General features: G+C 68.2%; 22 protein-coding genes. 16 read left to right on the top strand and 6 right to left on the bottom strand.

The genetic code is table 11. The features are described from left to right. Positions 1–175: 175 nt before the first annotated feature. On the bottom strand, positions 176–1,357 hold the full coding sequence (locus tag G3T14_RS01300; protein ID WP_163639198.1) for an acetyl-CoA C-acetyltransferase: 1,182 nt from the start codon (positions 1,355–1,357) through the stop codon (positions 176–178). Positions 1,358–1,673: 316 nt separating this feature from the next. Between G3T14_RS01300 and phaR the strand changes: the two genes are divergently transcribed. Continuing rightward, positions 1,674–2,285: a polyhydroxyalkanoate synthesis repressor PhaR gene (gene phaR, locus G3T14_RS01305; RefSeq protein ID WP_163639200.1), complete on the top strand. Its 612-nt coding sequence runs from the start codon at positions 1,674–1,676 to the stop codon at positions 2,283–2,285. 107 nt (positions 2,286–2,392) lie between these two features. Further along, complete coding sequence (locus G3T14_RS01310; RefSeq protein WP_163638977.1) at positions 2,393–2,635, top strand: hypothetical protein; 243 nt, start codon at positions 2,393–2,395, stop codon at positions 2,633–2,635. 123 nt (positions 2,636–2,758) lie between these two features. Here the strand turns inward: G3T14_RS01310 and rpmF are convergent, their stop codons facing one another. Then, positions 2,759–2,947 carry a 50S ribosomal protein L32 gene (gene rpmF / locus G3T14_RS01315; RefSeq protein WP_018046018.1) on the bottom strand — a complete coding sequence of 63 codons (189 nt, stop codon included), beginning with the start codon at positions 2,945–2,947 and terminating at the stop codon, positions 2,759–2,761. A gap of 309 nt (positions 2,948–3,256) precedes the next feature. On the opposite strand from rpmF, the gene G3T14_RS01320 reads away from it, so the two are divergent. The 9 genes from G3T14_RS01320 to G3T14_RS01360 all read left to right on the top strand — a co-directional run bounded on the left by G3T14_RS01320 (position 3,257) and on the right by G3T14_RS01360 (position 10,604). Continuing rightward, a complete protein-coding gene (locus G3T14_RS01320; RefSeq protein WP_163639202.1) occupies positions 3,257–3,655 on the top strand; it encodes a helix-hairpin-helix domain-containing protein in 399 nt (132 codons plus the stop codon). 168 nt (positions 3,656–3,823) lie between these two features. Beyond that, positions 3,824–4,450, top strand: a complete 627-nt coding sequence (locus G3T14_RS01325) for a ribonuclease D (protein WP_163639204.1) — start codon at positions 3,824–3,826, stop codon at positions 4,448–4,450. A 230-nt stretch (positions 4,451–4,680) separates the two neighbouring features. After that, the gene (locus tag G3T14_RS01330) at positions 4,681–5,451 is read left to right on the top strand and encodes a lipopolysaccharide-assembly, LptC-related protein (RefSeq protein ID WP_163639206.1); all 771 of its coding nucleotides are present in this window, start codon (positions 4,681–4,683) and stop codon (positions 5,449–5,451) included. 5 nt (positions 5,452–5,456) lie between these two features. Then, positions 5,457–6,251: an LptA/OstA family protein gene (locus G3T14_RS01335; RefSeq protein ID WP_163639208.1), complete on the top strand. Its 795-nt coding sequence runs from the start codon at positions 5,457–5,459 to the stop codon at positions 6,249–6,251. Positions 6,252–6,337: 86 nt separating this feature from the next. Next, the gene (gene lptB / locus G3T14_RS01340; protein ID WP_246732852.1) at positions 6,338–7,120 is read left to right on the top strand and encodes an LPS export ABC transporter ATP-binding protein; all 783 of its coding nucleotides are present in this window, start codon (positions 6,338–6,340) and stop codon (positions 7,118–7,120) included. Between the two features lie 260 nt (positions 7,121–7,380). After that, the gene (gene rpoN / locus G3T14_RS01345) at positions 7,381–8,928 is read left to right on the top strand and encodes an RNA polymerase factor sigma-54 (protein ID WP_163639212.1); all 1,548 of its coding nucleotides are present in this window, start codon (positions 7,381–7,383) and stop codon (positions 8,926–8,928) included. Positions 8,929–9,070: 142 nt separating this feature from the next. Continuing rightward, entirely contained in the window at positions 9,071–9,685 is a 615-nt protein-coding gene (gene raiA / locus G3T14_RS01350; RefSeq protein WP_163639214.1) for a ribosome-associated translation inhibitor RaiA, read from the top strand. A gap of 116 nt (positions 9,686–9,801) precedes the next feature. Then, positions 9,802–10,269: a PTS IIA-like nitrogen regulatory protein PtsN gene (gene ptsN / locus G3T14_RS01355; protein WP_163639216.1), complete on the top strand. Its 468-nt coding sequence runs from the start codon at positions 9,802–9,804 to the stop codon at positions 10,267–10,269. 5 nt (positions 10,270–10,274) lie between these two features. Continuing rightward, entirely contained in the window at positions 10,275–10,604 is a 330-nt protein-coding gene (locus G3T14_RS01360) for a hypothetical protein (protein ID WP_163639218.1), read from the top strand. Positions 10,605–10,649: 45 nt separating this feature from the next. Here the strand turns inward: G3T14_RS01360 and G3T14_RS01365 are convergent, their stop codons facing one another. From G3T14_RS01365 to ftsE, 3 genes are all read right to left on the bottom strand, one after another. After that, entirely contained in the window at positions 10,650–11,357 is a 708-nt protein-coding gene (locus tag G3T14_RS01365; protein ID WP_246732853.1) for a YdcF family protein, read from the bottom strand. A 230-nt stretch (positions 11,358–11,587) separates the two neighbouring features. Beyond that, positions 11,588–12,559: an ABC transporter permease gene (locus tag G3T14_RS01370; protein WP_204262534.1), complete on the bottom strand. Its 972-nt coding sequence runs from the start codon at positions 12,557–12,559 to the stop codon at positions 11,588–11,590. Continuing rightward, a complete protein-coding gene (gene ftsE / locus G3T14_RS01375) occupies positions 12,559–13,257 on the bottom strand; it encodes a cell division ATP-binding protein FtsE (RefSeq protein ID WP_163639220.1) in 699 nt (232 codons plus the stop codon). Before ftsE ends, G3T14_RS01370 begins: the two co-directional genes overlap by 1 nt. A gap of 161 nt (positions 13,258–13,418) precedes the next feature. Here ftsE and G3T14_RS01380 point away from each other — a divergent pair, with 161 nt between their 5' ends. The 5 genes from G3T14_RS01380 (at position 13,419) to G3T14_RS01400 (ending at position 16,741) form a co-directional block, all read left to right on the top strand. Next, a complete protein-coding gene (locus tag G3T14_RS01380; protein ID WP_163639222.1) occupies positions 13,419–14,264 on the top strand; it encodes a zinc-ribbon domain-containing protein in 846 nt (281 codons plus the stop codon). Positions 14,265–14,277: 13 nt separating this feature from the next. After that, the gene (gene hpt, locus G3T14_RS01385; protein ID WP_163639224.1) at positions 14,278–14,862 is read left to right on the top strand and encodes a hypoxanthine phosphoribosyltransferase; all 585 of its coding nucleotides are present in this window, start codon (positions 14,278–14,280) and stop codon (positions 14,860–14,862) included. A 148-nt stretch (positions 14,863–15,010) separates the two neighbouring features. Continuing rightward, a complete protein-coding gene (locus tag G3T14_RS01390) occupies positions 15,011–15,376 on the top strand; it encodes a response regulator (protein ID WP_163639225.1) in 366 nt (121 codons plus the stop codon). A gap of 53 nt (positions 15,377–15,429) precedes the next feature. After that, positions 15,430–16,464, top strand: a complete 1,035-nt coding sequence (locus G3T14_RS01395; protein WP_163639226.1) for a cysteine synthase A — start codon at positions 15,430–15,432, stop codon at positions 16,462–16,464. A 121-nt stretch (positions 16,465–16,585) separates the two neighbouring features. Continuing rightward, positions 16,586–16,741, top strand: coding sequence for a DUF3309 domain-containing protein (locus tag G3T14_RS01400; RefSeq protein ID WP_163639227.1), 156 nt, complete (start codon positions 16,586–16,588; stop codon positions 16,739–16,741). A gap of 20 nt (positions 16,742–16,761) precedes the next feature. Here G3T14_RS01400 and G3T14_RS01405 read toward each other — a convergent pair whose 3' ends face one another. After that, positions 16,762–18,186, bottom strand: coding sequence for a serine protease (locus G3T14_RS01405; protein ID WP_163639228.1), 1,425 nt, complete (start codon positions 18,184–18,186; stop codon positions 16,762–16,764). Positions 18,187–18,222: the final 36 nt, after the last annotated feature.

The raw sequence follows: 18,222 nt of genomic DNA on the forward strand, positions 1-18,222 counted from the left end.
TTTTTGCGATTTTTGGGTCGTTCGATCGTCGCGCGGATGTAGCCGGTCGGTCTTCACCTGCGCGACGCATTTAAATTTGCGACGCCGCTCAAGATTTCTCGAACCGCGCTGTTCGGCAATTCGAGATGTCTTGTCGTGACGGAGATGTCTTGTCGTGACGATTGAGCGAGTCGGATCAGACCCGCTCGATGCACATGGCGACACCCATGCCGCCACCGATGCACAGGGTGGCGAGGCCTCGCTTGGCGTCGCGGCGCTTGAGTTCGTGCAGGAGCGTGACGAGGACGCGGGCGCCCGAGGCACCGATCGGGTGGCCGATGGCGATGGCGCCGCCATTGACGTTCACCTTGGCGGTATCCCAGCCCATGTCCTTGTTCACGGCGAGCGCCTGGGCGGCGAAGGCCTCGTTGGCCTCGACAAGATCGAGGTCGGATGGCGTCCAACCTGCCTTTTCGAGGGCCTTCCGCGAGGCGGGGATCGGGCCCGTGCCCATCACCTTCGGGTCGACGCCGGCGGTGGCCCACGAGACGATCCGGGCTAGGGGCTTGATCCCACGACGCTCGGCTTCCGAGGCCGACATCAGCACGATCGCGGCGGCGCCGTCGTTGAGGCCCGACGCATTGGCGGCGGTCACGGTGCCGTCCTTGGAGAAGGCAGGCTTGAGCTTGGCCATCGCCTCCACGGTGGCGCCGTCGCGGATGTACTCGTCGGTGTCGACGATGGTGTCACCCTTGCGGCCCGGGACGGTGACGGGACAGATCTCTTCCTTGAAGCGGCCTTCCTTGCGGGCGGCCTCGGCCTTGTTCTGCGAGTGCGTCGCGAATTCGTCCTGCTGCTCGCGGGTGAGCTGGAAGGCCTGGGCCACGTTCTCGGCGGTGGTGCCCATGTGGTAGCCGTTGAAGGCGTCCCACAGGCCGTCCTTGATCATGGTGTCGACGAGCTTGACGTCGCCCATCTTCTGGCCGCCGCGCAGGTACTGCGCATGCGGGCTGAGCGACATGGATTCCTGGCCGCCGGCCACGATCACGGTGGCGTCGCCATTGGCGATCTGCTGCATGCCGATGGCGACGGTCCGCAGGCCCGAGCCGCAGACCTGGTTGAGGCCCCAGGCCGTAGCTTTCTCGGGGATGCCGGCTTTGATCGCGGCCTGGCGGGCCGGGTTCTGGCCGGCGCCGGCGGTGAGGACCTGGCCGAAGATCACCTCGTCCACGTCGTCGGGGGAGACGCCGGCACGCTCGAGGGCGGCCTTGATCGCCACGGCGCCGAGGTCGTGGGCCGGGACCGTGTTGAACACCCCGCCGAACGAGCCGACGGCGGTGCGTGCCGCGCCGACGATGACGATATCTTCTGCTGCCATGGTGACGTTCTCCTCGTATCGGCCGACGCTGCCTTTGCGCTCCCGACCGGGGGAGCGTGCGCGCTTCTTGCCGTTCATCGGATGAAAGCCCTCGACTTACCGAAGTCAAGCCGGAGTCTGAGACGTTTTGCGAGGCGAATGGGCCATCGTCATTCCGCGCATGGCACTATTCTGCGGGGATGGCGGGCAGATTGCTGTTTTCGTCGGCAGGAGAAAGCTTTAAGGTCGAGCGTGCGCGCGGAGAGACCCTCCGACGTTGTTGCAACGTTGCGGGGATCGCGTGCTGGCAGGATCGCGTCGGGAGAGGCCACGACAGATGGCGGATAACGGTAAGTCCAATCACACCGTCATCAAGAAATACGCCAATCGGCGCCTGTATCACACCGGGACGTCGACCTACGTCACCCTCGAGGATCTGTCGACGATGGTGCAGAACGGCGAGGATTTCCTCGTCTACGATGCGCGCTCTGGCGACGACATCACCCGTTCGGTGCTGACGCAGATCATCTTCGAGCAGGAGAACAAGGCCGGCGACGACAATCTGTTGCCGGTGGCGTTCCTGCGCCAGCTGATCCGGTTCTACGGCGACAGCATGCGCACGATGGTGCCGAGCTTCCTCGAATTCTCCATGGCCAACTTCGCCCGCGACCAGGACGGTCTGCGCGAGAAGATGACCCAGAGCTTCGCGCCGGCGGCGTTCCAGACCGCTCTGGAAGAGCAGGTGCGGGCCAACATGAACTTCTTCGGCGATGCCATGAAGATGTTCACCGCCTTCGGCACCGGGCCGCTGTCCGGGATGGGAGGCCATCCCGCCGCGGGATTGAAGCCCCCCCAGCCGGCTCAGGTCAGCGGCGGTGGCGATCTCGACGATCTCAAGCGCCAGATGGCGGAGATGCAGTCGCGCCTCGAGGATCTCGCCAAGAAGTAGAGCGTCCGATTCGCCCGCCGGGGTCGTCCCAAAACGAAAGGTTGACGAACCGTTAACGTCGGCCCAACTCTTGCGCATCTTGCCGTGTTTCACGCGGAATGGATGCGATGCGGCGGATTGCGACGGACGAACATCCCGAAACGGAACAGGTCGACCCTGGCCGCGACCTCGTGATCATGTCGGGGTCGCCGCAGGAGCCACGCTGCGGATGGCGTGTGGCGCGCAGGCCTGATTCGGGGTTCCTGGCTCAGCTCATCGTCAGTGCCGATCCGACCCTCAGGGCCTCGCGGATCGAGCGCACGCGTTCGGCGACCGCCCGCTACGCAGAGATGGCCCGGCGTCGGGCCTGACGCCGATCCCGCTCAAGAGCAAAACCGCTCACATCAAAACGAAAAAAGCCGCGCCCGCAGGATGCGAGCGGCGGCCTTGATTCTGGCAGCGATGGCGACCGCGGAGACGCGATCGCGATGCAGTCAGGCCTCGGCGGACTTCACCTTGAGAACCTGACGGCCGCGGTACATGCCGGTCTTCAGGTCGATATGGTGGGGACGACGCAGTTCGCCCGAATCCTTGTCGGCCACATAGGTGGGGGCCTTGAGGGCATCGGCGGACCGGCGCATGCCGCGCCGCGAGGGGGAGGTCTTTCGCTTCGGAACGGCCATGGGAGGGTCCTGACTTAACGATAAAAAGGCGCCTGGGCGGCTCACCGCGAAGGGATCGCCTCGGCACCGCGTTCAAACGGATATTCGAGACCGGCCTTATAGCCGCACCGACGTCCGATGGCTAGAGCCCACGCGACAGGACTTGGAGCATACCCGAACTCCGCTCGCCAGCGCGATAGCACGTGACGGGCCAGTGCATAATCCAAACAAAAGCTGGCCGCAGCGTTAAGCCGCGGTTCAAATGGATTTTCCTAAGTCTTCGAACGCTGGCGCGGCATCGAGACTGCGTCATCGACCCGGGAGTTTCCCATGACCTCTTCCCTTCTGCGCACGCTGGCCGTGCTGAGCTGCTTTGCCGCCGTGCCCGCGCTGGCGCAGTCGCCGAGCCCGGCCGCCCCGATGATGAAGCCCGCACCGGCCGTGCCGGCGCCGTCCAACCCGACGCCGCCCAGCGTCATGCCCCCCAAGGCACCGGCCGCCGCTGCCAAGCCGGCCGAGAAGGCCGCCACCGAGAAGGCGACCCTGCTCGACCTCAACAGCGCCACGCCGGCCGAACTCGATGCCCTGCCGGGCATCGGCGCCGCGCGCTCCGCGGCGATCGTCAAGGGCCGCCCCTACCGGGGCAAGGACGAACTCGTCTCGAAGAAGATCATCCCGCAAGGCGTCTATGACGGGATCAAGGACAAGATCATCGCCAAGCAGAAATAAGCGATTGACCTGACAGACTGGTCTCGGGCGCGCACAGGATCACGAACGTGTTCCGGACGTGCCCGAGACCTAAGCAAAGGTGCCAAGCCGGTACCCTTGTCGGCGGTTGGCGCGAATGTTACGGGCCGCCTGACCGACCCGAAAATCTGATCCGAAGACCCGCACCCCATGGCGCCCCAGCCCTTGATCCGCGTCCATCGCGGCGATCTGCCCGCCGGTTACGTGGCAGGCCCTGCCATCGCGATCGACACCGAGACATTGGGGCTGAACCCGCACCGGGACCGGCTCTGCGTCGTACAGATCTCGCGGGGCGACGGCAGCGCCGACGTGGTGCAGATCATCCCCGGTGCCGACGCGCCCGACAACCTCCAACGGGTCCTGGCCGATCCAGGCACCGTCAAGATCTTCCACTTCGCCCGATTCGACCTCGCGGTGCTGTTCAATGCCTTCGGGGTGATGCCGGCGCCGGTCTATTGCACCAAGGTCGCCTCGAAACTGGCGCGGACCTACACCGACCGGCATGGTCTCAAGGACGTGGTCCGCGAACTCGTGGGTGTCGATCTCTCCAAGCAGCAGCAATCCTCCGATTGGGGCGCCGACACCCTCAGTCAGGCGCAGGTAGACTACGCAGCCTCCGACGTGCTGCACCTCCATGCCGCCCGCACCCGCCTCGATGCGATGCTGGCCCGTGAGGGTCGCACCGAGATCGCCCAGAGCTGCTTCGACTTCCTGCCGACCCGCGCCCGCCTCGATCTTGCCGGCTGGCCCGAAACCGACATCTTCGCGCACACCTGAAGTCGGCCGTGCGCCGCCGCACATCGGCATGAGACGAACCGCGCGAAGCGTCGCGTCCCGCGCCGGCTGCGATTGATCATTCCTCAATGCTCTGGCCATAACATCGGCCCGGCCACAACTTTGCCACCGCCTGCGCGCATCCGGCGATCCATCCATGCCGGAGGCAAAGGTCTAGGCGACCGAAGTTTTCCGGGCGACGTTTTTTCCGGGCGCAGTGTTTCAGGAACGCCATGCAGGTGGTCGACGCCCTCGCAATCAACGGCTCCGCCGGCCCCCGCGCCGACGCGCTCCGGACCCGTGCCCATGCCCGGGCGCGCAATCACAGCGCACAGGTCCGCCGCCTGCGCCGGCTGATCCCGCTCGCCGCCGGATCGGCAGTGGTGGTGCTCGCCGTCGCCACGTTGTTCAACCCGTTCGGACACATCGTGCCGGGCGTCAGCTTCGGTCCGGTCAGTCTCTCGGGCACCAAGGTGAAGATGGAGAGCCCGCGCCTCTCCGGCTTCCGCAAGGGCGACAGGGGCTACGAAGTCACCGCCACAGCCGCGTTCCAGGATGTGCGCAAGCCGAGCCTCATCGAACTCCAGGCGATGAAGGGCCACCTCAACACCGACGACAAGGGCGGTATCGCCCATCTCGAAGCGGCGTCAGGTCTGTTCGATTCCGCCCGCGAATCACTGGGCCTCGAGACGGACATCCGCATCTGGACCGACAAGGGCGAGGAGATTCGCCTCAAGACGGCGGATGTCGATTTCAAGGCCGGTACCGTGCGGTCGAACGAGGCAGTGGCCGTCACCATCCCGAGCGGCACGGTGGCGGCCGACACCCTCGACGTCACCGATAGCGGCCACATCATCTCCTTCATCGGCAACGTCCACACGGTGCTGCACGAAACCGACAAGCACGAGGCCGACAAGGCGCCGACCGCCGACAAGGTCGCCGATGCCGCGGCGCGCATCCGCACGACGTCGGCCGAGCCGTCCGACGGGGATGTCCGCCGGTGAACCGCATGCGCCTGACGAAGCCTGCCGCCTGGATCGCGGTGTCTGCGGCCGTGCTGGTACTGGCCGGGCCGGCGGCTGCGGAGACCGCGCCCAAAAAGGACAAGCCGGCCTCGGGGCTCGGTAATCTCGGCGGTGGCGGCAAGGAGCCGATCAAGATCGATGCCGACCGGCTCGATGTGTTCGACCGCGAGAACAAGGCGATCTTCGCCGGCAACGTCGTGGCGGTCCAGGGCGACAGCACCATCCGCTGCTCGACCATGACCGTGCGCTACAAGCGCGCCAAGGACGCGAAGAGCGACACCAAGGGCGACGCCAAGTCCGACAAGGGCGAAGCCGCGAAGGACGGCGCCGACGACGCCAAGGCTGCGCCCGAGAAGACGCCGGCCGCAATGGGCGAGAACGGCATTCAGCGTGTGGAATGCGCCGGGCCGGTGACGGTGGTGCAGAAGGACCAGGTCGCCACCGGCGACAACGCCGTGTTCGACCAGGAAGCCAAGCGCATCGTGCTCACCGGCAATGTCGTGCTGAGCCAGTGTCAGAACGTCACCCGCGGCTCGCGCCTCGTCTACGACATGAACACCGGCCGGGCGAACATGGACCCGGTGGCGGGAGGCCGCGTCTCCGCTCTGTTCGTTCCGCAGAAGGAGGGCGAGGCCAAGGGGGCGGGCAAGGGTTGCGCGCAGCCTGCCGCTGCCGCCAAGGCGGCGCCCAAACCTTCCGACGCCAAACCTTCCGACACCAAGCCGTCCGAGGCCGTGGGCGACAAGCCTGCGGCCAAGCCGCGGGCGCAGGCGAATTGAGCGTCGCCCTCCAGGCGCCCGGTGCCGAGGCGTCCCAGGCCGCTGCCCCGGCGCCATCGCTGCAATCCACGTCGTTCCTCGGGCGCCTGTTTCGCCGCGGGTCCAAGGCGCGCGACACCGCGGTGGATACCGCCGATGGCGGCGGCCCCGGCATCCTGTCGGTGCGCGGCCTGCGCAAGAGCTACGGCGCCCGCACCGTAGTCCATGAGGCGGGCCTGACCGTGCGCAACGGCGAGGCGGTGGGCCTGCTCGGGCCCAATGGTGCCGGCAAGACCACGATCTTCTACATGATCACCGGCCTGGTCTCGGCCGATCGCGGGTCGATCAGCCTCGACGGCCTGCCGATCACCCACCTTCCGATGTACCAGCGCGCCCGCCTCGGCATCGGATACCTGCCGCAGGAGGCCTCGATCTTCCGCGGCCTGTCGGTGGAGGACAATATCCGCGCGGTGCTCGAAGTGGCCGAGCCCGACCGGAAGGAGCGCGAGCGCAAGCTCGATTCGCTCCTCGAAGAGTTCGATATCGCCCGCCTGCGCAAATCCCCCTCGATCGCGCTGTCGGGCGGCGAGCGCCGTCGCTGCGAGATCGCCCGGGCGCTGGCCTCGTCGCCGTCCTTCATGCTGCTGGACGAGCCCTTCGCCGGTATCGACCCCATCGCGGTGGGCGATATTCAGGATCTGGTGAAGCATCTCAAGCAGCGCGGCATCGGCGTGCTGATCACCGACCACAACGTGCGCGAGACGCTCGGCCTCATCGACCGCGCCTACATCGCTCATTCGGGCCGCATCCTCACGGAAGGCACGCCCGACGAGATCGTCGCGAATGCCGACGCGCGGCGGCTCTACCTCGGCGAAGATTTTCGCCTGTAGAGCGAAACGGCGCGCTGTCGCACAGCCCCGGAAAACCTTTGTTATCGGACACCTGTCACGCTGGCGCGCAACGCCAGGACTGTGACGTTCCGGATCCGTGCACAATTCGCATGCAGACAACCGTCATCACGCTTTGACGCGCAGCCGCGATGGCGCTAGACCTGGATTGGCAAAAAAGAAGCAAGATTTATGCCTAAACCCGGATCGCGGTAGCGCGCGCTACTGGGCGGGGGCGCGACTCGGGCAATCGGGGCACCATCATGAGCTTGCTGCAACGGCTGGAAATGCGCCAGGGCCAAGCCCTGGTGATGACGCCTCAGCTTTTGCAGGCGATCAAGCTTCTCCAGCTCTCGCAGCTCGATCTCGCCGCCTATGTCGATGCCGAACTCGAGCGCAATCCGCTGCTGGAGCGGGTGGAGGGCGAGGCGGAATCCGAGCGGGCTCCCGCGGAGGCGCCACCGGACAATGCGAGCGACGGGGACGGCGAGTTCGACGGCGGCGAGGAGCCCTGGATCGCCACCACGCTCACCGCGAGCAGCGCCGAGATGGAGAGCGCTCTCGATACCCGCCTCGACAACGTGTTCGCCGACGAGAACCCGAGCCACGCGCGCGAGGCGGCCTCCGGCGATATGCTGTCGCTGACGCCAGCCCCCTACGGCAATACCGGCGGCAGCTTCGACGGGGACGCCCCCGATTTCGAGGCGACGCTCACCTCCGAAACCTCCCTGCGCGAACATCTGGCCGCGCAGCTCGATCTCGCCACCCGCGATCCGGCCGACCGCCTGATCGGCGGCTTCCTCATCGATGCGGTGGACGACGCCGGCTATTTCCGCGAGTCCATCGACGCGGTTGCCGAGCGGCTCGGAACCTCCCTCGACAGCGTCGCCCGCATGCTCAAGCTGGTGCAGAGCTTCGAGCCCGCCGGCATCGCCGCGCGCGATCTCGCCGAATGCCTCGCCCTGCAGCTGCGCGACCGCGACCGGTTCGATCCGGCGATGCAGGCGCTGGTCTCGCGCCTCGACCTGGTGGCCAAGCGCGATTTCGCCAGCCTGCGCCGCCTATGCGGCGTCGACGACGAGGATCTCGTCGACATGCTGGCTGAGTTGCGCCGCCTCGATCCCAAGCCCGGCCGGGCCTTCGGCACCCGCGCCGTCGAGGTGCTGATCCCGGACGTGTTCGTGCGGGCCGCCCCCGACGGGTCATGGCTGGTGGAGCTCAACGCCGAGGCTTTGCCGCGGGTTCTGGTGAACCAGAGCTACTATGCCCGCGTCTCGCGCGGCGCGGCGGCGGACGGCGACAAGGCCTTCCTGTCGGAATGCCTCCAGACCGCCAACTGGCTCACCCGCAGCCTGGAGCAGCGGGCTCGCACCATCCTGAAGGTCGCCTCCGAGATCGTGCGCCAGCAGGATGCGTTCTTCCTGCACGGGGTGGCGCATCTGCGCCCGCTCAACCTGAAGACCGTGGCCGAGGCGATCGGCATGCACGAATCCACCGTCTCCCGCGTGACCTCGAACAAGTCGATCGGCACGAGCCGCGGCACGCTGGAAATGAAGTACTTCTTCACCGCCGCGATTCCGGGTGCGGCCGGCACCGCCTCGCATTCCTCCGAGGCCGTACGCCACCGCATCAAGCAACTCGTCGACGGCGAGGCACCGAGCGACGTGCTCTCCGACGACGCCCTGGTTCAGCGCCTGCGCGACGAGGGTATCGACATAGCTCGCCGCACCGTGGCGAAGTACCGGGAATCGCTTCGGATTCCCTCTTCCATCGAACGCCGGCGCGAGCATTTCGCGTATGCGGTGCGGTGAAACCCCGAGCGTGGCGGGCCGGGTCTCCGGCCGGTCCCGGTCGCGCGATACGGCCTCCGTCGACCCCGCTCCCGATTCCGTTGACTTCTCTTCGCGAGGCTCCTTAACTCAGGCCCCGAAAGCAACGAAATCCGGAGGGATCATGGGGTCATTGCGCGTGACAGGCCACGGCCTGGACCTGGGCGAAGCCTTGCGGGGGCGTGTCGAGGAGCGAATGGCGGCCACCCTCTCGAAATATCTCGACAGCCACATGACCGAGACCTGCTCGGGCCACGTCACCCTGCGGCGGGACGGGACCGCGTACCGTACCGATTGCGTGCTGCACCTGGTCTCGGGGCTGACGCTGGAAGCCTCGGGGGCTGCGCACGACGCCCATGCGAGCTTCGAGCAGACCGCGGACCGCCTCGAAAAGCGCCTGCGCCGCTACAAGCATCGCCTCAAGGATCACGGCGCGGCCGCCCACGAGGGCGCGACCGTCCAGGCGGCCTATGCGGTGTTCGCCGCGCCCAGTGACACCGAGGCCGACGGGTACGACGACGAGGACGCGGATGAGGACGACGTCTCCCATCCTCCGGTGGTGGCCGAGAGCACCAAGACCCTGAAGCGCCATTCGGTGAGCGAGGCGGTCACCGCCCTCGACCTCACCGGCGCCCCGGTGATCGTGTTCGTTCATGCTGGCACCGGACGCATCAACGTCGTATACCGCCGCAGCGACGGGGCGATCGGCTGGGTCGATCCGGCCGAAGCGGGCGCCTGAGCGCCGGCCGGGAACAGAGATCGAACCCGGTCGATTGACTTCGCGGGCCGCACGTGGCCCGAACTTTCAATCAGCGGTGGCCATGCCGGCCGCCGCCGACGGGGCGATGGTCCTACATGCCAGTGCTGGAATTCCTCAGTCCGGATTCCGTGGTGCCATCTCTGCGTGCCCGCGCCAAGAAGCAGATTCTCCAGGAGCTCAGCGCACACGCCGTGCGCCAGCTGCCGGCGCTCGACGAGCGCGAGGTGTTCGAGACCCTGCTCCAGCGCGAACGCCTCGGCTCCACCGGCATCGGCGACGGGGTCGCGATCCCGCATGGCAAGCTGCCCGGCCTCGACCGGCTGTTCGGCTTGGTCGCCCGCCTGGAACGCCCGGTGGATTTCGACGCGCTCGACGGCCAGCCGGTGGACATCGCCTTCCTGCTGCTCGCTCCCGAGGGCTCGGGTGCCGACCATCTCAAGGCGCTGGCGCAGGTGGCCCGCCTGTTGCGCGAGCCCGGCATCCTGGAACGCATCCGCGCCGCCCGTGATGCCAGCGCGCTCTATGCACTCCTCACCCACACTTCGGCGTCGCAGGCGGCGTGAGCACGATGCCGCGCCGCATCCTGTCGCTTGCCGCTTGCGGCATCGGACTCGCCATCTCGCCGGTGCAGGCCGGGCCCTCCGACGTCGCCTGCGCGCGCGACGTGCTGGTGGCCAGCTCGATGCAGCGCCAAGCCCTCGACCAGCTCGAACAGGCGGGCGGCGACGATGCCGACCGCTGTCGGGTCTGGCGCCGCCACGTGGAGACCATGCGCCGCGTCGCCAGCGTCTATGGCCGCTGCCTGTCGGGTGCCGACCGCAGCGAGCGCTTGGCGCAAGTCCAGAGCTCAGAGAAAGAGTTTTCGGGGCTGATTCGCGTTCGCTGCAAGGGGCTCTGAGGGCGTCACCGCCCGGCTGGTCGGCGGCACACGGGAACCCTGAGCCTATTGCTGCCCGCGCAGGAGCAACGGTTCGGCCACCATTCTGATCGGTTTACCGCGCCCGATCAGGATCGCGGCGCGCGAGCGCTCGGGGTCGTGCTCGAAGCGGGTTCGGACCCAGGCCACCAGGAACTTGAGATATTCGGAGGCGAGGAGCTTGGCCGAGGCCGGGTGCCGCCACCAGCGATCCGCATCGAAGCCTTCGCCGACCACGGGGTGGGGCACCACCCGGTCGTCGCCCATCAGGGCGTGGTCGAGTTCCACCAGGGTGCGCGGCATGTGGTAGTTCGAGGTCACCACCGCCACTGTGTTGAAGCTATGCTGGCGCATCCAGCGCCGGGTCTCGATGGCGTTGCCGATGGTGTTGCGGGCCCGGTAATCGAGATCGACGCAGCAATCGATCCAGTGGCGCTGGGTCGGGTTGAGCCGTGCGATCTCGTCGCGGCTGGTGCGCTCGTTGACTCCGGTGATGAGCAGGCGCCGGCCGAAGCCGTTGGCCAGCAGGTCGATGGCGTCGCCGATGCGCTGAGCCCCGCCGGTGAGCGCCACGATGCCGTCGGCACGCTCGACCGGAATACGCTCGTCGCGATCGAGACAGGCGGCGAAGGCGAGGAGGCCGGAGAAGAGAGCGACGCCGCCGAGTCCGGCCAGACCGAGAAGGCCACGCAAAGTGCGGCTGAGGTCCCGTTTCGCGGATCCGCGCGCGACCATGGCCGTCCGGGATGCCGGCTCGGCCCAGGCCCAACCGAAGGCCTCCGAGGGCTTCATGGTGCCGCTGCGTGACATCCGCGTCGTCATACTCCGCCAGGATAGCCCCGATTGGGGCAGCGACGAGGCAAGCATCTCGTACCCGAAAGGTTCACAGGTGGTTAACGGCCGCCCTCGTGCCGGTCCATCCGCCCGCGGCCTCTGCCCGGTTCCGGGCAAGGGCGGTGATTGGGTCAGGCAAGGAAGCGGCGCACGGTCAGCCGCGAGACGATCCCGGTGACCACGGAGGCGATGACGCCGATGAGGAGTACGCTGGCATAGCCACGCCAACCGATGTGGAAGGCACCGAACAAGGCCTCGATCTCCTCGCCGGCCGGCCCCGAGCGCCAATTGCGGGCCACCAGCCCGGCGAGCGCGAAGGCGACGAGCGCGGCACCCGAGCCGATGATACCGCCGCGCAGGCCGAGACCGAAGAAGCGGCGCTGGAAGGCGCGGGCGATGAAGTCGTCGTTGGCGCCGACGAAATGCAGCACCTCCACCACCTCGCGGTTGCCCGCCATGGCGCCGCGGGTGGCGAACACCACCGCGAGCCCCGTGGCGATGAGGACCAGGGCGACGATACCGATGCCGACGCCCACGAAGGTGTTGGCCATGGTCGAGAGCCGCCGCAGCCACAGGGCATGGTCGTCGAGGCTCGCGACCCCCGGCAAGGCCTCGGCGAGATTGGTGCGCAGCTGTTTCAGGTCGGGAGTGGCGGCCTCGGCGAGGGTCAGGGTGACGAGGCGCGGCACCGGAAGGTCGGAGAGGTCGAGGCCGCTGCCGAGCCAGGGTTCGAGCAGGCGCTCGGCCTCGGCCTTGGTGAACACCCGTGTCTTCGCGATGCCCGGAACCGCCTTGGCCAGGGATTCGGCGCGTCCGACATCGGCGTCGATATCACGACCGGGACTCGGGCGGACCTGGATCGTCACCTCCTGCGCCACGGCGCCCTGCCACTGATCGGCGCTCGAGGCGACGATCTCCGCCGCCCCGGCGCAAAGGGCGGCGAGAAACGTCAGGATGGCGATGACCGCGGCGAGCGCGCGGCTCGCCTGCGAATCGGTGGGAACCAGGGGGGCGTTGCGCCGGAGCGTCGACGGCAGTGGTGCCGGCACCCGCTGCGGCGGCACGCTCGGCGGGGACACCCGTGGGGACGCGGTCTCGGCCATTACGCGTCCACCCGCAGGCGGCCCTCGCCGAGAACCAGCCGGCGGGCGTCGACGAGGTCCATCAGGGCGAAATCGTGGGTGGCGATGAGGACCGAGGTGCCCAGGCGGTTGAGCTCGATGAACAGCCGCAGCAGGCGCCGGCCGAGGCCGGGATCGACGTTGCCAGTGGGCTCGTCGGCCAACAGGAGTTCGGGGCGGGCGATGAGCGCCCGCGCGATGGCCGCGCGCTGCTTCTCGCCGCCCGACAGCAGCGGCGGCAGCACGTGCATGCGCTCGCCCAGGCCGACCCAGCGCAGCAATTCCACGACCTCGGCCCGGTAGCTGGTCTCGGCCCGGCCCTGGACGCGCAAGGGAAGCGCCACGTTCTCGTAGGTGGTGAGGTGATCGAGCAGTCGGAAATCCTGGAACACCACGCCCATGCGCCGGCGCAGGCCGGTCAACGCCTCGCTGGAAATGCCGCTGACCTCCTCGCCGAACACCGAGACCAGGCCCCGCGTCGGGCGCACCGACAGCAGGATCAGGCGCAGCAGCGTGGTCTTGCCGGCCCCCGACGGGCCGGTGAGGAACTGGAACGAACGCGGCGCGATCTGAAAGCTCACGTCGCTGAGCACCTCCGGCCCGAGGCCGTAGCGCATCCCGACGCTTTCGAATTGGACCACCGGCTCCTCTGTGCCGGAGAGAAGGGAGTCCGTGTTCACCCGATCCGCCACACGCACTCCATCTTTCGAATCGCCCGCCCGGTCATCTGGATCGAAACGCCGTCCGCTTCACGGAGCGTTAACCGCGCTGCGCAAAAACCGTTTGAGTCTTTTTGCACGAGCCGGCAACTGCCGATCGAGACCCGGGGCGCCGATTCGCCATGCTGATCGTCTGCCCGTCCTGTGCAAGCGAATACCAGATTCCCACCGACCGTGTCGGGGCGGATGGGCGCTCGGTGCGTTGCGCCGCCTGTCGCGAGACCTGGTTCATCGGCCCCGACGAAGTCTCCGCCGCTCTCGAAGCCGAGATGACGGAGATGATGATGGCGGCCGCCGGGCCGGGCGCGGCCGAGGGCCGCGCTGCGGCACAGACCGCCCTCGACGCCTGGGAATCGGCCCTGACGGACGGCGCAGAGCCGGCCGAGAGCCCGGTTGCGGATGACCCGTCCGCCGCCGCCCGTGCCAAGACCGCCAAGCGCGCCGCATCGAAAACGGCCAAGCCGTTCCTGCGCCGCATCCCGCCGGCCGCCATCCTGGGGATCGCGGTGACGGGCGCCCTGGCCGTCGCCCTGATCGGCCGGACCCCGCTCGTCCGCCTGGTGCCGCAGAGTGCGGGGCTCTACGCTCGGATTGGCCTGCCGGTGAACCTGCGTGGGATAGAACTGCGCGACGTGGTCGCCTTCCAGACCCCGGGGGAGGGCGGGCAGCTCGTGGTCGAAGGCGACCTCGTCGGAACCGCCTCGGGCGGTGCGACGGTGCCGCCCATCGAGGTGGAGGTCCGCGACGCGAACGACCAGTCGCTGTATCGCTGGAGCATCGCGCCGCCGCGCCCGGCGATGAAGAACCGCGAGACCGCCCGCTTCCGCGCCAGCCTGTCGGCTCCGCCAATCCAGGGACGCGCGGTGCAGGTGCGTTTTGCTGCCGATGCGAAGGTGCCCGAGACCACCGCTTCGACGGCGATGGACGCGCCTGAGGTCAAGACCGGTGTCAGAACCGGACACCCGTGATATGGAACGCCCTATGACGAGCGATATCAAGACGACCGATTCCCGCCGCGTGCGTGTGCTCTTCGACGAAACCGCCATTGCCCGGCGCACCGAAGAACTCGCCGCCGCCATTGCCGCCGCCCGCCCCGAGAACCTTCTGGTGGTGGCGGTGCTCAAGGGCAGCTTCATGTTCGCCGCCGACCTGCTGCGCGCCCTGCACCGGGCCGGGCTGGAGCCGCAGGCGGAGTTCGTTCACCTGTCGAGCTACCGCACCGCCACCGTCTCCTCGGGTCAGGTCGAGATCCTGCGCGACGTGGAGAGCGAAGTGCGCGGGCGCGACGTCCTGCTCATCGACGACATCCTCGAATCCGGCCGGACCATCGTGTTCGCCAAGGATCTTCTGATGGCGCGCGGCGCCAAGCGGGTGCTCACCGCGGTGCTGCTGGAGAAGCCGGGCAAGCGCGCGGTGACCATCGACGCCGATTTCGTCGGCTTCACCTGCCCCGACGTGTTCGTGGTCGGCTACGGCATGGACGTGGCGCATGCCTACCGGCAGTTGCCGTTCGTCGGCCTCGTCGATTACGACAGCCGCGAGCCCGACCTGTTCGGCGGCACCTGAGGTACGTAACCGTATTGGCCCGATGTCCGAAACGTCCGTACCTGTACGTTTTCCGAGACAATCGACACGTGCAGGGCTCCGCGTCCCTTGACAGGCGCGGCGCGTCCTTGCGTGACTGAAATCCCCCATCGAGAGAACCAGACGAGAGATGGCGCGCATCCTGCTCGTGGATGACGAAGAGACGGTTCGCGGGTTCCTCAAGCGGGGCCTCGAGATCGACGGGCATTCCGTCGTCACCGCCACCGACGGGAGCGACGGCCTCGACCGCCTCACCGAGGCGGATGGTGCGTTCGACCTGATGCTCACCGACATCCGGATGCCGCTGATGGACGGGATCGCCCTGGCGCTGGCGGCCAAACGCGACTTTCCCGATCTGACGATCCTGCTGATGACCGGCTTTGCCGATCAACGCGAGCGCGCGCGCGGCCTCGACGCCATCGTCACCGATGTGTTGACCAAGCCGTTCTCGCTCGCAGACCTGCGCTCCACCGTGAACCGGGCTCTGAGCGCCTGACGCAGGACCGCGTCCCGCCGACGCTGCCTGCCATCGAGAGGCATCACCGGCCGATGAACGTCCAGCCCGACATCCTCTCGGCCATCGGCGGCACGCCGCTGATCCATCTGAAGCGTGCCTCGGATGAGACCGGCTGCACCATCCTCGGCAAGGCCGAGTTCCTCAATCCCGGCCTGTCGGTGAAGGACCGCGCGGCGCTGTCGATCATCCGGGATGCGGAGGCGCGCGGCGCGCTTCGGCCGGGCGGCACCATCGTCGAGGGGACGGCCGGCAATACCGGCATCGGCCTCGCCTTGGTCGCGGCGGTGCGCGGCTACCGCACGGTCATCGTCATCCCGGAGACCCAGTCGGCGGAAAAGAAAGAGACGCTGCGGCTCGCCGGCGCCCGCCTCGTCGAAGTCCCGGCGGTGCCGTACGCCAATCCGAACAACTACGTCCATGCTGCCCGCCGACTGGCCGAGCGACTGGCGCAGACCGAATCCGGCGGCGCGTATTTCGCCGACCAGTTCGACAACCTCGCAAACCGGCAGGCCCACCTGGAGACCACCGGCCCCGAAATCCTGCTCGCCACGCGCGGCGTCGTCGATGGTTTCGTCTGCGCGGCCGGCACCGGCGGTACGCTGGCCGGAACGGCCGCCGCCCTGCGCGCAGCCAAACCCGGCGTGCGGATCGCGCTCAGCGATCCGGAGGGCTCGGCGCTCCATTCCTATTACACCACCGGCACGCTCAAGGCCGAAGGCTCCTCGATCACCGAGGGCATCGGACAGGGCCGTATCACCAGGAACCTCGAAGGTTTCACCCCCGATCATTCCTTCCGCATCGCCGATGGCGAAGCGCTCGCCATCGTGTTCGGATTGATGCGCGAGGAGGGGCTGAGCCTCGGCGGCTCGTCAGGCATCAACGTCGCCGGGGCGATCCGGCTCGCCCGCGACATGGGACCGGGCCACACCATCGTGACGATCCTGTGCGATGGCGCGGCGCGCTATGCCTCGAAGCTGTTCAATCCGGGTTTCCTGCGCGAACGCGGATTGCCGGTGCCGGGCTGGTTGGAGGCCGCGCCGGACAATCTGCCCGATTGGCGCGCCTGATGCGGAATTTGCCGGCAAATCGCCGATTTGACGCAGGCGCCATTGAACGGAATCGGCTCAAGGGCGTTTCAACGGTCAAGCTCAAGCCACATCGGTTGGGCACGAGCCGGAGTTCCCGTCCATGACCCTGACCACCATCCTTATCATCATCCTGATTCTCGCGGTTCTCGGCGGCGGCAACTTCCTCGGCGGCGGCGCCTATCGCGGCCAGAGCTTCGGCCTCGGCGGTATCCTCATCATCATCCTGATCGTGCTGCTGGTCACCGGGCGAATCTGACCGCCCAGTGCGGGCGCTCGTCACGGCCGGCACGTGATGCCGACGACGGCGCCCGCCAACCCCGCAGCTGCGGCCCCGACCGAACCCGTCCGCATCGATGCCGATGCGGGCGGGTTCGCGATTCCGGCCTGTGCCAGGAAGGCGCCGAGGGCGCCGACCGGCACCAGACCATAGCTCGCGGGCGGCACGATCCCCGCCACGAGGCGGGGCGCGGCCGGGAACCGCACCACGAGGCCCGCGAGGGCGCCCGTCCGGTCGAGAACCGGGGCGCCGCCGGCCCCCGGCTGCAGCGGTGCGATCACCCGGTTTCCGTCCGATCCGGCTTGGCCCGGCGCCACCGAAACACCCTCGGCATTCGCCCCCAGCACCATAAGGTCGTCTCCGGCGGCCGGCGAAACGGCGCGTAGAGTTGGCGTGATCGGGGTCATGCCGGGCAGACGCCCTGTCTCCAGCAGGACGAGGTCGCGGGCCGCGTCGCGCGTGGCGATGCGCGCCGGACTTCCGCCGACGCTCGGCGTGGCACAGCCGTCCAGTGCCGATGCGCTCGTCAAGACGCGCCCCGGCCCGACGACCAATCCGGTCGCGGTGGGAGCGGATGGCGTGGGGAGGACGGGTCGCACCGGGGCGACTGTCGCGATAGGGCCCGAGGGCACGGTTGGAGCCGCGCTCACCTCGGGAAACGGCACGAAGCTGTTGGCGATGGCGATGACGAGCTTGTCCACGTCCACCGACAGCACTTTGTCGTAGCCGATGGTCAGGCCGCGCAGGCCGGCCTCGCCGGCGGCGTAGCGGATGTAGGACTTGCCGGTGGCGGTCTCCGCACTGACCACGAGGAAGTCCGGCCGCTGAATCTTGTAGGTCACGCGCCGGTCCGGACTCGGTGCGGTGATCCGCGCGAACACCGCGTCGAGCCCGGTCTCGCCGGCGGGAAACGATTTCGTCTCCACGGTGATGCGCCCATCGGCGCTCTGCCAGCGGGTGCCCCCGGGCTGGGGCGTCCGTTTCGGCAGCAGGCGTTCGGGCACGCCGAGGGTCGCACCGCTGGCCGCATCCGGTTTCACGACGAAGCGCGCCGCGCCGCGGGCCGCCTCGCCGGCCTTGAGGAGAGTGGCGCGTCCGGCCGCGTCGGGCGGTCCGGCGCTGCCGTTGCGCTTGCCGTAGGCCAGGAGCGCATCGTAGGTGCGCCGTCCGAAGGTGCCGGTGACGACGCTGTTGTAGTCGCCGGTCCAGATCAGGGCGTCCTGCAATCCCTTGCGCTCGGTCTCGGGCAGCGCCTCGAACGCGGCCTTGGCCGTCTCGAAGGCCGGATCGGGCGCCGTCGCCGCCGGCTTCGGCTTGACCGGTGCCGGCGGAGCCTGCGCGCCGGCCGAGCCGATCATGAGACAGGCCGCGAGCGCCATTGCGCCGTGGCTGCCGATCCTACTGATTCGGCGGTGATGCGCCATCGTTCACGCTCTCCGGGGAACCGCGCCCAGCTGTGG

Origin of the sequence: Methylobacterium sp. BTF04, assembly GCF_010692745.1 — a bacterium.
Classification (GTDB): Bacteria; Pseudomonadota; Alphaproteobacteria; order Rhizobiales; family Beijerinckiaceae; genus Methylobacterium.

What these genes read in the sequence shown, in the direction of transcription:
- G3T14_RS01325 (WP_163639204.1), top strand. Translation starts at nt 3,824, where the DNA reads ATGGCGCCCCAGCCCTTGATCCGCGTCCATCGCGGCGATCTGCCCGCC.
- G3T14_RS01390 (WP_163639225.1), top strand. Translation starts at nt 15,011, where the DNA reads ATGGCGCGCATCCTGCTCGTGGATGACGAAGAGACGGTTCGCGGGTTC.
- G3T14_RS01330 (WP_163639206.1), top strand. Translation starts at nt 4,681, where the DNA reads ATGCAGGTGGTCGACGCCCTCGCAATCAACGGCTCCGCCGGCCCCCGC.
- G3T14_RS01365 (WP_246732853.1), bottom strand. Translation starts at nt 11,357, where the DNA reads ATGGTCGCGCGCGGATCCGCGAAACGGGACCTCAGCCGCACTTTGCGT.
- G3T14_RS01360 (WP_163639218.1), top strand. Translation starts at nt 10,275, where the DNA reads ATGCCGCGCCGCATCCTGTCGCTTGCCGCTTGCGGCATCGGACTCGCC.
- raiA (WP_163639214.1), top strand. Translation starts at nt 9,071, where the DNA reads ATGGGGTCATTGCGCGTGACAGGCCACGGCCTGGACCTGGGCGAAGCC.
- G3T14_RS01300 (WP_163639198.1), bottom strand. Translation starts at nt 1,357, where the DNA reads ATGGCAGCAGAAGATATCGTCATCGTCGGCGCGGCACGCACCGCCGTC.
- G3T14_RS01380 (WP_163639222.1), top strand. Translation starts at nt 13,419, where the DNA reads ATGCTGATCGTCTGCCCGTCCTGTGCAAGCGAATACCAGATTCCCACC.
- phaR (WP_163639200.1), top strand. Translation starts at nt 1,674, where the DNA reads ATGGCGGATAACGGTAAGTCCAATCACACCGTCATCAAGAAATACGCC.
- G3T14_RS01395 (WP_163639226.1), top strand. Translation starts at nt 15,430, where the DNA reads ATGAACGTCCAGCCCGACATCCTCTCGGCCATCGGCGGCACGCCGCTG.
- G3T14_RS01310 (WP_163638977.1), top strand. Translation starts at nt 2,393, where the DNA reads ATGCGGCGGATTGCGACGGACGAACATCCCGAAACGGAACAGGTCGAC.
- rpmF (WP_018046018.1), bottom strand. Translation starts at nt 2,947, where the DNA reads ATGGCCGTTCCGAAGCGAAAGACCTCCCCCTCGCGGCGCGGCATGCGC.
- G3T14_RS01405 (WP_163639228.1), bottom strand. Translation starts at nt 18,186, where the DNA reads ATGGCGCATCACCGCCGAATCAGTAGGATCGGCAGCCACGGCGCAATG.
- G3T14_RS01320 (WP_163639202.1), top strand. Translation starts at nt 3,257, where the DNA reads ATGACCTCTTCCCTTCTGCGCACGCTGGCCGTGCTGAGCTGCTTTGCC.
- ptsN (WP_163639216.1), top strand. Translation starts at nt 9,802, where the DNA reads ATGCCAGTGCTGGAATTCCTCAGTCCGGATTCCGTGGTGCCATCTCTG.
- rpoN (WP_163639212.1), top strand. Translation starts at nt 7,381, where the DNA reads ATGAGCTTGCTGCAACGGCTGGAAATGCGCCAGGGCCAAGCCCTGGTG.
- G3T14_RS01335 (WP_163639208.1), top strand. Translation starts at nt 5,457, where the DNA reads ATGCGCCTGACGAAGCCTGCCGCCTGGATCGCGGTGTCTGCGGCCGTG.
- G3T14_RS01370 (WP_204262534.1), bottom strand. Translation starts at nt 12,559, where the DNA reads ATGGCCGAGACCGCGTCCCCACGGGTGTCCCCGCCGAGCGTGCCGCCG.
- hpt (WP_163639224.1), top strand. Translation starts at nt 14,278, where the DNA reads ATGACGAGCGATATCAAGACGACCGATTCCCGCCGCGTGCGTGTGCTC.
- G3T14_RS01400 (WP_163639227.1), top strand. Translation starts at nt 16,586, where the DNA reads ATGACCCTGACCACCATCCTTATCATCATCCTGATTCTCGCGGTTCTC.